This is a genomic window from Polyangium fumosum, from assembly GCF_005144585.1.
GTDB classification, from domain to species: Bacteria; Myxococcota_A; Polyangia; order Polyangiales; family Polyangiaceae; genus Polyangium; species Polyangium fumosum.
In genome coordinates, this window is record NZ_SSMQ01000138.1 from 1 (window position 1) to 12,837 (window position 12,837).

General features: G+C 68.1%; 8 protein-coding genes. 3 read left to right on the forward strand and 5 right to left on the reverse strand.

The features are described from left to right. Positions 1–122: 122 nt before the first annotated feature. From E8A74_RS53670 to E8A74_RS50455, 3 genes are all read right to left on the reverse strand, one after another. Positions 123–2,189 carry a YfgM family protein gene (locus E8A74_RS53670; RefSeq protein ID WP_170230001.1) on the reverse strand — a complete coding sequence of 689 codons (2,067 nt, stop codon included), beginning with the start codon at positions 2,187–2,189 and terminating at the stop codon, positions 123–125. 88 nt (positions 2,190–2,277) lie between these two features. Continuing rightward, positions 2,278–3,615 (reverse strand): NB-ARC domain-containing protein, encoded by a 1,338-nt coding sequence (locus tag E8A74_RS50450; RefSeq protein ID WP_136936372.1) that lies wholly within the window; start codon positions 3,613–3,615, stop codon positions 2,278–2,280. 412 nt (positions 3,616–4,027) lie between these two features. Then, positions 4,028–5,908: a 4-alpha-glucanotransferase gene (locus tag E8A74_RS50455; protein ID WP_170230002.1), complete on the reverse strand. Its 1,881-nt coding sequence runs from the start codon at positions 5,906–5,908 to the stop codon at positions 4,028–4,030. A gap of 271 nt (positions 5,909–6,179) precedes the next feature. Between E8A74_RS50455 and E8A74_RS50460 the strand changes: the two genes are divergently transcribed. Next, positions 6,180–6,419, forward strand: coding sequence for a hypothetical protein (locus E8A74_RS50460; protein ID WP_136936374.1), 240 nt, complete (start codon positions 6,180–6,182; stop codon positions 6,417–6,419). A 608-nt stretch (positions 6,420–7,027) separates the two neighbouring features. Beyond that, positions 7,028–7,921 carry a hypothetical protein gene (locus tag E8A74_RS50465; protein ID WP_136936375.1) on the forward strand — a complete coding sequence of 298 codons (894 nt, stop codon included), beginning with the start codon at positions 7,028–7,030 and terminating at the stop codon, positions 7,919–7,921. Here E8A74_RS50465 and E8A74_RS50470 read toward each other — a convergent pair. Both E8A74_RS50470 and E8A74_RS50475 read right to left on the reverse strand, forming a co-directional pair. After that, positions 7,918–9,636: a serine/threonine-protein kinase gene (locus E8A74_RS50470; RefSeq protein ID WP_136936376.1), complete on the reverse strand. Its 1,719-nt coding sequence runs from the start codon at positions 9,634–9,636 to the stop codon at positions 7,918–7,920. The two genes, E8A74_RS50465 and E8A74_RS50470, sit on opposite strands and share 4 nt — an antisense overlap. Before the next feature lie 96 nt (positions 9,637–9,732). Further along, the gene (locus E8A74_RS50475) at positions 9,733–11,292 is read right to left on the reverse strand and encodes an RtcB family protein (protein WP_136936377.1); all 1,560 of its coding nucleotides are present in this window, start codon (positions 11,290–11,292) and stop codon (positions 9,733–9,735) included. A 378-nt stretch (positions 11,293–11,670) separates the two neighbouring features. On the opposite strand from E8A74_RS50475, the gene E8A74_RS50480 reads away from it, so the two are divergent. Continuing rightward, entirely contained in the window at positions 11,671–12,036 is a 366-nt protein-coding gene (locus E8A74_RS50480; protein WP_136936378.1) for a hypothetical protein, read from the forward strand. The last annotated feature ends 801 nt before the right edge of the window (positions 12,037–12,837 follow it).

A 12,837-nucleotide genomic window follows, 5' to 3' on the forward strand; every position in this document is an offset into this window, starting at 1 on the left:
CTTGGCCTCGCAATACGCTGACGTCGACCTCCACATCTCGCCCTGCTTCGGGGTTTGTCCAAGGGACATGGCCCCGCATTACACCATCCCGCGATGGTTTGGTAGAGAAAAACACCAGTCACCTAGGAAACGCCCTCGGCCACCCCTCCGAGCCGATCGATCTTTCCCTGGAGCAGCGGAGCGCGCAGCAAGAGCCCGTAGCGCGAGAGGATCTGGAAGGCTGGTTTGTACCGCCGCAACGCGCCTTCCGCGTCGCCGCGCGCGAGCAATACGTCTCCGGCGGTCTCCAGGGAGAGCGACTCCTTCGCGGGGTACGGCATCTCCGTGAACAGCTCGAGTGCTTCGTCGGCGAGCGCGAGCGGCTCGGGGAGCGTGGTCGTGGGCGGCAGAGCGCGCGCGAGATCGAGCAGGTTTTCGGCGGTGATGCGTGGCGAGCCGGTGGATTCGAGGGTCTGCCGAAGGGCGGTGAGGCGTGCCTCGATCTCGGATGCGGGGTGTCCGGCGAGCACGAGCGCGACCACGGTGAGACGCTGCGCCGCGGCGAGCTCGCGGAGATATTCTTCTTCGCGGGCCGCCGATTCGGCGAGGGCGAGCGTGGCAAGTGCCTCGTCGTATCGGCCGGCGAGGATCAGGTGCTGGCCGTGGATACGTGCGGCTTCGGGGACGATCTCGGCGCAGGAGGCGCGGGCGCGGTCGAGGGCGAGCTGGGAGAGGGCGAGGGCGTCGGGTAAGCGCTCGGGGCGCAGGGCGAGGAGTTCGCTCCTGCGGAGGGGGAAGAAGATGGTGTACCAGGGGGGATCGGTACCGAAGGCGGCGCGGGAGAGGTCTTCGGCGAGGGTGAGGTCGTCGTCGGCGCGGGGGAGGTCGTCGGGGGAAAGGCGGCAGGCGGCGTGGGCCTTGGTGAGGAACTCGACGAGGGTGGCGACGGAGCGGTAGTGGCCTCCGTCGGATCCCGCGTCGATTGATTTCTGCGCGATGTCGCGCAGTGCGCTGAAGCCGGACTCGATATCACCCCTCTCAGCAGAGAGCCCCGCAAGGAAAATGCGCTCCCTCGTCACGCTCGCGTCGCACATGGCCGCACGCGTCGCGGCATCGAGAATCCGCTCTGCAGAGTCGAGTTCCCCTCGAAGGAAAAACAATTCGCCCAGTGGACCATGAGCGTACAGCGGGCTTGCAGCCGATCTGGACAACGCCTCCACGGCAACTCGTGCGCGTGCCTCGGCGGATGAAAGCTTGCCCATTGCAGTGTACAACTCGGCTTGGTGCACGATGGCAAGCGCACTGTTGAATTGGTGCTCCTCGATCGCGAGATACCTGCTGAGCGTGCGACCGGCCTCGCCGTGATTGCCGGTACGCATGTGCCATTGTCCAAACACAAAAAGCAGGTTAGGTCGGACGTGTTCGTCGCCTCCAGGAACGCGAGCCGCCTCATGGATGTAATTTCGGTTGCGCCCATACGCGCCCTCCGCAATGAGCAGTAGATCTGCTCGTGCGGCGAGGGCGTGTTCGGATGTGTGGCCCTCGATCCGTTTCAGTCCCCGTCGTACGATCTGTAATGATTGGGCCTCTGATGAACGATGACCGAGGGTGCTTGCAACGCCGTAGCAGAGGTTGGCGTAATGTTCAGCATCCTCCTCGTGCGTCATCCCTTCTTCGTCATATTGTTCTAGCGCTCGCCGTAGCAATCGTTCCGCTTCGACGAATTGTCTCCGACTGCGTAGCTTCTCACCGAGCTCCCACGCTGCCGCCCCCTGCTCCCGAACCGCCCGCCGATACCGCTCTCTAGCGTGGATGAGCTCTTCCGACTCCTCCCCCACCTCCACCGGCGGCAGCGGCGCCTCCCCGTTCAGGTACGCCAGCAAATCCCGAAACGTATACGCATCCCGCCCTTGCGACCTGAGCGCCGCCATCCCCTCCGCGCCCTCGATGAACACGAGCTTCGACGCCCCCTCCCGGAGCTTCTCCCGATGCAGGTTCAGCGTGTTCATCACCGGCCCGCCGTCCTTCGGGATGACGAATGCGACGATCTCCCGCGACGGCTTCTTCACGGCCTCGACGAGCAGCGTAAGAAGCTCCGCCCCATCCGCGGGCTCCGCTGGCTCCGGAATGACCCACGTCTTGCCGTACTCGCGCAGGTACTCCAGCGCCGCCGGCCGTAACGACGCCGCGCAAGCGACGAACGCCACCACCGTGCGACCTTCCCGGAAGGCGAGCGCGATCCGGTCGAGCTCCGCCCGATCCCGCCGGAGCAGCCGCGTCGCCCCCGGCGCGCTCATTTTACGGCCGCCCTTCCAGCATCGCCCAGAGCAGCGGGTTCACCTCGAACCAGACCTTGCCGTTGTAACATTCGACCACCCGCCCCTCGTCGAGGTACCGCCGGTCCTCGCTTTGCCGCAGCTCGTTCGTACGGTGGACGTGCGCAAGCGCGTCGAAATCGGGCGCGTAGAGCCCCGGTGACTCCCGCAGGCGCGCGTCGGCGATCGTCGCTTTCATCGTGCGCTTGTCGACCACGGCGATCTTGTTGTACTCCGCAACCAGAATCGCCTCGCGCAGCAGATGGAAGAAATCCCGCAGGACGCCACCCGAATAAATGGCGGCGATGCGGATCGCGTCCTCCTCGAAGAGACCCGCCTCCACGCGCGAGTGCAGCACGTCCTTGAAGAACCCGAACTGGTCCGGCTGAAATGCTTGCTCCGGGTCGAAGCTCTGCGGCGCCTTGTGCAGGATCCGGATCGGATAGAGGTAGGCGAGCGGTTGCCGCAGCATGGAAAGCGTCGAGCCGAAGTAGAATCCGCTCGGCACCGTGTAGAGCACCCGCAGCGGGAGCTGGAGCAGCGTGTTCAGGCTCCGCTCGAAGATGTCCTTCTGGCTCTCGGCGCGCGCCACCTTGTCGAGGTCGTCGACGAGGAGCAAAAGCGACCGCCCCTGCCCTCTCTCGGAGAGCTTTCCCTCGATGTCGTGCACAAGCGCGGCCACGAGATCCCGGAGCAAGCTCTCCTGCGTCTCGCCAAGCTCCCGGAGCTGCTTGCGCCGCCCCTCGCTCAGCGTGAGCTCCTGCTTCAGCTTGCCCACGACAAGATCGATCTCGCCGCCGACCTTGGCCTCTTTCACCGTAATGCCCGTCGCGCCGTAGATGGCGCTTTCGAGCTGCTCGAAGAGCGTCTTCCAGCGCTTTTTCTTCTCGGCGTTGACGAGTTGCTTGTCGAGGAGCCCCTGCTCGTTGCCCCACTCGTACAGGACGGCCGCGATCCGGAACTGCACCTGCTCACCGTCGAGGACATCCCATTCCTGGCTTTCGAAGCGCAACGTGACGACCTCGAATGCCCTCACGATGTCCGGGTCGGCCGCGAGCCGGTTGATCTGCGTGCTCTTGCCGCTGCCCACGTGCCCCGAAAGGAAGACCTTCGTGTGCCCGCCCCCGCGCATGAGCTGCATCTTGAGGCGGGCCATTGGGGACAGCGCGCTGAGCTGCGTGCCGTCGGGCTGCGGGAGCTCCGTGTAAAACCTCGCGTCCGAAGCGGCGCTCCGCTTTCCGTCCCCTTTCGTGAACAAAAGCGGCCGCGGATCCAGCAGATCGTACGCTTCATCGAGGCTCTTCGCGGGACCCGTGCTCATGCAGGGCGACGCTACCCCAAGCCCTCACCCCGAGCAAGCTATGGGCCACGCCCAGCCCGTCCGTGCCCACTTCACCACCCACACACGTCCCAGCCCGGCTCTCCGACCTCCCGCGCCGGCTGGCACACGTCCCACCCCCCGCCGCCGCTCTCCTTCGCCACCCCCCACACGTGCCACCGCCTCGCGCCGACCTCCCCCGGCGCCCGTGACGTGTGTGACGTACCCTTCCCGACCTCCCCGCCCGCCCGTGACGTGTGCCAGCTCGTCGACCGAGGTCCCCCTCGACCCCTGGCGCTTGTGTGGGTCGTCCACCCCGACCGGTTTTCCGGGCTGTGAAGCGTCACAGCCCGCCTTCCCGCGCAGGTGTCCGACCTGGCACGTGTGTGGGCCCCGGACCGACCTCAGGCGCCCTTCAAGGCAAGGCCGAGAGCCGCGCCGCGAGCGTTTCGAGGTCGCCCGTCGCCCCGGCCGCCCGCGCCCGCAGCGCGAGCGCGAGCGACCGCCGCAGGTCGAGCGCCTCGCCCCGGCGTCGCGCCTCGAAGTACCCCGTCTCCCACCCCACGGGCACGCGCAAGGACCAGTTGTCGTCGCTGATCGTGCCGGGCACGTTGTACCGCTCCCGCAGGCCGAACAGGTCCGCGAAGAAGACCATCGCGCTCCGGGCGTCGCTGGCCAGAGCATCGGCGAGCTTCGCCGCGACGAGCAGGCCCGCGTCGCGGACGAGCTCCGCCGAGAGCCCCGGCGCCCCGAGCCGCCGCGCAAGGTACGCGGCCTGCGCCGCGCGTGTGTCCTCGGCCCGCCACGACGCCGCGAGCTCCCACATCGAGGGCGTGTCGTGCGTGCCCATCATGATCCAGTCGGCGGGCTCGGCATTCTCGCTGCGGTAGACGTCGCGCGGATCGTCGAGGTTCGCCTTTTGCGTCACGCGGAACCGCCCGAGCCCATGCCGCGCGAGCACCGCCGCGACCGGCGCGGGCAGCGTGCTCAGGACCTCGCAAAAGAGCGTATCGGCGGCGCGTCCCCTCGCCTGCGCGGCTTCGACCAGCGCGTCGAACAGGGTGCCGTAATCATCCCCCTGCGCGGCGTCGAGCGCGCGCACCCAGCCGTCGGCGTACCGAGGGAGGTCGCGATCGATCTGCGACGGACGCGGAATGGCAAACGCGGCGAGGCGCGGGTGATCGGGCAGGTCCGGCGAGGAGCGAAGGCGCGCGCCGCGCTGGACGGCCGCGAGCGGGTCCGCCGCGGTGGCATCGTACACCCAGGGGTCGACGAGGCCATGGGGATGATCGATACGCACGCCGTCGTAGGCCTCGAACATGGCCGTCATGCGAGCGCGGAGGAAGGTCCGCGCAGCGCCGCGCGCGCACGCGGGATCGAGGACAGGATACCCCCAAGGTTGTCCCTCGGGGTTCGTGCGGCTCGGCGGGGCGCCCATGCGGTAGCCCGAGAGCAGGATCGAGAGGTTCGACCATTCGTCCTGCGGGGCGAAGCCAATGGCGAGGTCGCCGTAGAGGACGAGGTCGAGCGAATGAAGAACCACGCGCAAGGCCGCGTGTTGTTCGCGCGCGAGGAGCTGGCGGAACGCGTGGGCCTCGATGGCCTGCGCGTCGCGTGACCGGAGCGTCGCGAGGCGCGCAGCCGCCGCAGCCTCGTCCCCGGGCAAGGGCGCGAAGAGGCGCGCGTCGAGGGCGGGCCAGTCCTTGAAATGGCCGCTGCCGTGTTCCCTCGCGAGCCGCTCGTACAGCGCGTCCCGCTCGATCCAGTCGATGTTCCGCGCGCGCCACGGTTCGAGCCGCTCGGCAAACGAGGCAAGCGCGGGCGCCAAGGTGCCGCGCCGACGTTTTTCTCGAAAGGACGCGAAGGCCTCGTCGAGCGCGCAGCGCACAGCCGCGGAGGCGTAGCGGTGATGCGCGCGGCCGGCCGGGCCGAGAGGGCGATCGGCGACGAGGGACGCGAGCGTCTCCGGGCGGAGGAGGCCCTCCCAGGCGGGATCCCGGACGAGGGGCCCGAGCGCAATGGAGACGGTGGCCCGCGAAAAGCAAGCGCCATCGTACGGCGAGGCGTTGCCTTCGGAGAGATCCCCTTGCGGGCCGAGGAGAATCGCGCTGAAGCCGAGGTCCCGGGCAAAACGGAAGAATCGAGCCGCAGCGTAGCCATACGGCGATCCACGCCCGATGTCCTCGTCGGGATCCGCAGGGAAGCTCGGGTCGTGCAGCGCGAGCGCAAAGCGGTCGACGTCGAGGAGGCGCAGGGCCTCGCGGATGAGCTCACGTTCCTCGGCGCGTGTGGTCATGTGGGCGCAGAGCGTACCGCACGGCAGGCCGGCGTCACGCAGGCGGGCTCTGCCGTTCCCTCGTGGACATTCAATGTCCGATCGAATGCCCGATTTTCCTCCATTTCGAGCCTCCTTGCGATAAAGTGTGCGCCGGTCGACGGACGATGAAAGAGCCGCTCTTTTCAAGCGGCGGTGGACCATCGGACGGACATCGAGGGGGGCTCGAAAATCGGCGCAGAGAGCGTCGCGGGCCACCCGTTTCGGGTCCGTCCCTTTCGCGGAGGTGTTCGTGACGCTCGAGATGAATCATGTCGATGGCGTTCGAATTCGCATGCCCATGGCGACAGCGATCGTCGCCGCAATCGTACTCGTCGGTGTCGTCCTGCTCGCGCTCGCCTCATGGATCGTCGAGACGAACAGGACCTCCACGCCAGAAGGCGCGCGGACATCACGCGTGATCGCGCCTTCAGACGCGCCAGACTCAGCGCGGCTGCTCGAAGACCGCGGGCGGCCCGGGCGCAAGTTCTAGTCGGACAGACCTCGCTCTGCGACGCTTCCTTAGCTTTGCTTTTCTTTCTCGGAGGCGCCGCGCCGGGGTTTCACCCCGGGCCCCGACCAGGGGTTGTCCACCCCTGGACCCGGACCAGCGAGGCGCTGGACCCGGGGTCGATGAACTGCGCTCCGCGCAGTTCATCGAACAGCCAGGGTCAAGACCGGCGACGATCCTGCCAACGCAGAGCGCGGCGCTGCTGGCTCAACGGGCAGCGCACGCGTCGCCGGCTTGACACCCACGTCCATGGTCTTGCCACCGGCCCGTGGGAAGAACTGCGCATCGCGCAGTTCTTCCAGCCTCGGTCCAGGCCGTGCCTGGTCCGGGGTCGAGGGGGCGGACAGCCCCCCGCGGGGTCCGGGGCAGCGCCCCGGCGGTGCGACGCCACGATGATGGTGGTGTGACGATCCTGTGCTGCCGCCCGGCACGGAACGGATCACGCGCTAAAGAGCGCGATGCTCTTCCCAACGAACCGTTCTTCTTGGCTTCCCCTCGTTGCGCTTTTGCTTGCGTGTAGCGGGGATGACCCCGCGACGCCTGCGCCTCCTCCTGCACCACCTGCGCTCGATGCCCGTGTCGCGGACTGCTTGCGCATCAATGCTTGTGAGGCGGAGGGCGGCGAGCCGCTCGGCATGCAGGCCTGCCTCGGCCATGTGCTCGACGTGCCCTGGAACTGGGCGGCCACGGGCCAGCTCCGCTTCGAGATCGCGAGCATGGAATGCAAGCTCGCTGCGAAGGATTGCGCTGATGTCCGCGCTTGCACGCCGCCCAAGGACACCTTCTCGGCTGCGTGCGCGGCGAACCCTGCCGATGGCATTTGCGAGGGCCAGACGTGGGTGCTCTGTGATCCTGAGGGCAAGCCGACGGCTGCGATGGACTGCGCGGCTGCGGGGCTCTCCTGCAACAAGGGCCACTGGGCTGGCTGCGGCGCCGAGCCCTGCACGTTCGGCACGACGAAGACGACCTGCGCTGCGGAGGATCCCGACGTGCTCGTCCAATGCGGCGCGGATGGGTTTCTCCAGCGGATCGATTGCCGCACGCAGTACAACATGGTGCACATCAACGGGCAGGAGAAGGAGGAGCGGATCACGATCGCCGGGGAGACCTGCGGCTTCGATCCGCAACGCAACGACATCGGCTGCATCGGAAAGGGCGAGGATTGCAGCTTCTTCTCGCAGGCGTGCAACGGCGACGTGCTGGAGACGTGCGCGGGCGGCAAGATCGGCCGTCGTGATTGCGCTGCGCTGGATCCCGAGGGCCAGAGCTGCGGCTTTGTGCAGAGCGGCGCGTTTGCCGGGGGCGCGGCGTGCGGGTTCGTCGCGCCGAGCTGCGATCTCGGGGCGGCTGAGGCGTGCGAGGGCAGCACGGTCGCGTTTTGCAACCTCGGGACGCCCGCGAAGGTCGACTGCAAGGCGCAGGGCTTCAGCGGGTGCGAGACGGCGATGCTCGGCGGCAGGACCGTCGCGTACTGCGCGCTCTAGGGCGTCTCGTCCGTCTCGTCCGCCGTCGCGGACGCGTCGACCTCGGGCTCCAGCGCGATCGCAGGCTCCGCGGGCGCGGGCATCCCGCCTGCCGCGGGGCGCATGTCTGCGCCGCGCACCGCGCCTTCCGCGATGTTTTTCTCGCCCCCCGTGGTGAAGGCCATGACGAGCGCGATGACGATGAACACGGCCGTCGTCGCGCTCGCCAGGAACGCCACCGGCTTTGCGCCGCGCGGCGCGGACGCGGCCGGCGCGTAGTCCCAGGGCGCCATGCTGTTTCCGAGGGGCTCGCCGGCGCTCGGCACGCGGAAGCTCGGGAGCGACGTGCGCACCGAGGGCGGCGGGGGCGCGGGGAAGCTCGGCAGACGCGGCGGGGCGAGCGCGGTCGCCTCGTCGATCGTCTCCTCGAGGTTCATCGCGCCTAGCACCCCGGCCGGGTCGGGCGGGGGCGCGGGCTCCGTGGGTTGCGAGCCCTGGGGCGGCCGCCCGCAGTTCATTTCACGGGCTTTGCGGAGATCGGTGCTCCCCATCGGGACGGTGCCGCCGCCCGCGCAGGAGAACTCGGGATCCCGGGGCATGTCGACGGGCGGTTCGGCCGGCGTGGCGGCGAGCGCCTTCGGTTCGGCGGCCTCGGCCCGCTTCTTGAGGAACGGATCCGATACGTTCCTTCGCCCCTTCGCCCGCGCGGCGCGGCGGCCCGTGTCCTTGCCGATGCAGCCGAGCAGAATGGCGTCGATGTTCTTGGGGATCGGGCGTGAGCTGTTCGAGCCCCGCGTCGACGAGCGCGGATCGTCGACGAGCGAGACGCGCTCGTCCTCGGGCCAGCCTTCGCGGCGCTCGCTGTAGGGCGAGAGCGCGGCCTTGAGGTCGAGGGCGCGCGGGAAGCGCGAGTCGACGTCCTTGCAGAGGCACCGCATGATGACGGCTTCGAGCCCGGACGGGATCCCGCCCTGGAGCGACGACGGGAGCGGCGCCATCTCGCTGCCGAGGACGGCCATGCAGATCTCGGGCGTCGTGGCTCGCTGGAAGGGGGCGCGCCCGGTGACGAGCTTGTAGAGGATGGCGCCGAGGGCCCAGATGTCGGCCCGCGCGTCGACTTCGCGGGCCGCGCGCATCTGCTCGGGCGCCATGTAGAGCGGCGAGCCCATGATGTCGCCGTTGCTCGTCATCTCCAGCTCGGCCGACTCGCCCTCTTCGGGCACGTGCTTGGAGACGCCGAAGTCGAGGACCTTGATGCAGGGCGAGCCGTCCTCGCGGTGCGTGAGGAACAGGTTCGCCGGCTTGAGATCACGGTGGACGATCCCGCGCCCGTGGGCCTCGGCGAGGGCGTCGCAGGCCTGCATGACGTAGAGGACGGCTTCGTGAACGGGCAGCGTGCCTCGTTTCTTGAGCAGCGCCGAGAGGTCGTCGCCGTGGAGCAGCTCCATGACCATGAACGGGGCGCCCGTGGGCAGCCGGCCGATGTCGTAGACCTGGGCGACGTGCTCGCTCCGGAGCTTCACGACGACGCGCGCCTCGCGCAGGAAACGCTCGATGATCTGCGGGTGCGTGAGATCCGCGCGGACCAGCTTGATGGCCCGCTCGTCCCGGAGCTCGAGGTGCGTGACGGCGACGACGACGCCCATGCCGCCCATGCCGAGGGTACGCTCGACGCGATACTTCCCGGCGAGGATCTCGCCCACCGCGACCTGGCTCTGGACAGCTTCGTTTCCCATATCGCGCCCTTCGCATGCTACGAAGGCCGCCCAGGCGGGCCAACAAACTGAGCGTTCGGGGCAGGAATCCCGCTCGGGGCGTGCACGCTGCGGGGCTCATCCTTTCACCGTCGCAATCGGCGCGAGCCGCACGACACGCCGCGCCACCGAGGCCTCCTCGACCGATCGTACGACCGGCGTGATGGCCTTGTACGCGTACGGCGCCTCCTCCTTCATCCGGCGGTGGTACTTCTCCAGGATGTCACGCCGCCCGCGCAAGGATGGCGCGTCCGGGTCGATCGGGGTCACCACGTCGAGCTTCCCCGTCGATTCCCGGTACACCGCGTCGCTCACGTGGCTCGCCTGCCCCCGCGTGAGGCTGCGGCCCGCGCCGTGGCAGGCGCTCGCGAGCAGCGCCTCGTTCCCGAGCCCCGCGAGCACCCAGCTCGCGTCACCCATCGAACCCGGGATGATCACCGGAAGCCCGGTGTACTGGAAGGGGCTGGTGAAGGGATCGGGCCCCGGCGCGGGGGTCGCGCCTTTGCGATGGAGGAAGCGCCCCGTCTTGCCCTCCGGCTCCCAGATGAGGTTGTGCGGCGCATCGTAGACGAGCCGCGTCTCCACCGTTCGCCCGAGGACCTCGCTCATCGCGCGCGCCGCCATCAGCACGAGGAAGAGCCGGTTTCCAAAGGCGAAGTTCGCCGCGTTGCGCATGGCGGACAGGTACGCGCCCGCCTCGGCGGCGAGCGGCCCCCACGTCGGCATCACGTAAAAGCCGTGCGCCGGGTGGGGCAGGCCTTTCGGGTAGAGTTCGTGGGCGCGGGCCATGAAATGGCTACCCACCACGTGCCCGAGCCCGACGGAGCCCGAATGCGCCATGATCGTCACGGCCCCGCGGGCGAGGCCGAACGCGTGCGCGGCGTGGCCGTCCACGATCTCGTCCACGCGCTGCAACTCGACGAAATAGTTGCCGCCGCCGACGGAACCGATCTGGATGTCTCGGCCGTCGCTCTTGCCCGAGGCGCGGATGAAGCTCGCGAACGCGAACGTGTCGTCGGTGGGCAGAGCGCCGTTGAAATGGACCCGCTCGAGATCACGGAGCTCTCGGGTGGGGTCGTAATACCGCCAGATCCCCGTGCCTTGGTTGTCGGCTGCGGTTTCGGCGAGCCCCCAGAGCCCGTCCCGGAGGAGCGCCTCGCGCTGGCGGGGGGACATGGGGATGTTGCGCTGGCCCTGGAAGAAGATGGCCCGCAGGCGCTTCTTCAAGGCGGCCATGTGCGGCAGGAGCTCGTCCTGGGTCACGTCCGTGACCACGAGCCGCATGCCGCAGCAGACGTCATTGCCGACGGCGCGCGGGACGACGAACCCCCGTGCGTCGGCGACGGTGCCCACGGGGATGCCGGATCCTTTGTGGAAATCCGGCGTGAGCACGACGGCCGCGAGGCGGCCTGGCCCCTCCCCCCAGAAGGGCGTGATGCGGCCTTTGCGCTCCTCTTCCCAGAGGGAGAGGAGCGTGTCCTGGAGCGAAACGAATTCGAGGAGCTCCGCGATACCCTCTGCCTCGACGGAGACATCGGGCCGCGCGATGAGCTTGATCGGAACACCAAAACGACTTTCGATGCGGGCGAGCGCGTTGTCTTCCCGGCGCACGACCGCATCAAGGCGAAGATTGCCCATGGCTGCTTTCCCGGGCGCCTGCACGTTTTGCCGTGCGGGCGCCTTGTGAACGAACGAACCCTATCGCGCAGGTCGCACGTCGCCGCGGCGCCGAGCCCGGGAGCGCATCCTCCTTCAGAGGACGCACGTCTCCTCACGCTCGCACGCCGGCGATCTGTCGCCGACCCACGATCCTTCCCCGGTTCGTTATTTGAACTCCGAAGCGCGCCCGAGGAAAGCGCACTTCACAGCAGCCACGGCCACGATATGCGAGCGTTCTTCCTCTGTCAAGGTAGAGCTCGCGTGCATTCCGGTGCCGGCATATCGAATGCACGCCGCCCCCCGGGCGCGCAGCGATGCGCAGGCCGGGTGCACCCTGTGTGCACGGTGGAGGACGAGATGGTGCGCGACGACGAAACGAACAATCCTCTCACGCAGGGGAAAGGCCGCACGGACGAGGTCGATCAATCGAAGGGAATTTACCCGTTCGGCACGCCCCACCCACCCGACGCGGAGATGCGCCCGCCTGGTTCGCTCGGCGGCGGCTCTTATGAAGAGTCGGGCCGCGGGGGCGTGGGCTTCTCCTCGGAGCGATCGACCGCGGGGAGTGGGGCCGCCGGGGCGGCGAGCGCGAAGCAGAACGCGGAGCAGGGGCTCGGGGCGGCGGACGAGGCCGCGGAGCGCGCCCCCGAGCCGGCGCCCAAGGGCGCGCTGCCGCAACATGAAGAGAGCAAGCCACGTCGTTCCGGATCGTCGGGCGGTTGACGCTCCGATGGAGGCGGTTAGGTTGACCCCTCGTTGGAGATGGTGAGGTCCCTGGGCCCACAGGATGTGAAATATTCTCGGCCCTCGGACGATCGATTGTTGACAAGGCGAACGACGCGGCTTAAAGAGCCGCCCCTCGCCGAGAGACACAGGGCGCCGCAAGGCGTCGTCGCTCGGTGGGGTCCCCGGACCCGAGAATGAAAATTCTCAGTCCTCGGATGAAGGGTGTTGACAAGGCGAACGACGCGGCTTAAAGAGCCGCCCCTCGCCGAGAGACACAAGGCGCCGCAAGGCGCTGTCCTCGGAGAGGTCGCCGGGTCCAGAGAATGTGAAAATGTTCTCGACCCTCCGATGAAAAAGTTGTTGACAAGGCGAACGACGCGGATTAAAAGGCCGCCCCTCGCTGAGAGACAAAGGGTGCCGCAAGGCGCCGTCCTCGGCGGGCCTCTGAGCCTGATGGATCTCGAAAGAGATCATTCCTGCTCGAGGCCGTCTCGTAGAGAGTCCGCATCTGCGGATCTGCGGGGTGAGGGTTGAGAACGCCGACGATGGCGTACCTTCGGGTATGACCATCGTGTGAACGAGGTGAGCTTTGCAAAGCCCCTCGACTCGGTCCTTGAAAACTGGATTGTACGCAACACGCATTAACGTGTGGTGACGTGGCCCTCGCTTCGACCTGCGCAAGCACGGTCGAGGCAACACGTCATGCCAATAAGGCATGAGCCGTCACCCGGTCTTTAGCCGGACCGAGGTGACCTCCAGCAAGTTTAACTGGAGAGTTTGATCCTGGCTCAGAACGAA

Bases quoted from the DNA above. Each gene is read 5' to 3' on its own strand.
- E8A74_RS50450 (WP_136936372.1), bottom strand. From the start codon at position 3,615: ATGAGCACGGGTCCCGCGAAGAGCCTCGATGAAGCGTACGATCTGCTG.
- E8A74_RS50455 (WP_170230002.1), bottom strand. From the start codon at position 5,908: ATGACCACACGCGCCGAGGAACGTGAGCTCATCCGCGAGGCCCTGCGC.
- E8A74_RS50470 (WP_136936376.1), bottom strand. From the start codon at position 9,636: ATGGGAAACGAAGCTGTCCAGAGCCAGGTCGCGGTGGGCGAGATCCTC.
- E8A74_RS50475 (WP_136936377.1), bottom strand. From the start codon at position 11,292: ATGGGCAATCTTCGCCTTGATGCGGTCGTGCGCCGGGAAGACAACGCG.
- E8A74_RS50480 (WP_136936378.1), top strand. From the start codon at position 11,671: ATGGTGCGCGACGACGAAACGAACAATCCTCTCACGCAGGGGAAAGGC.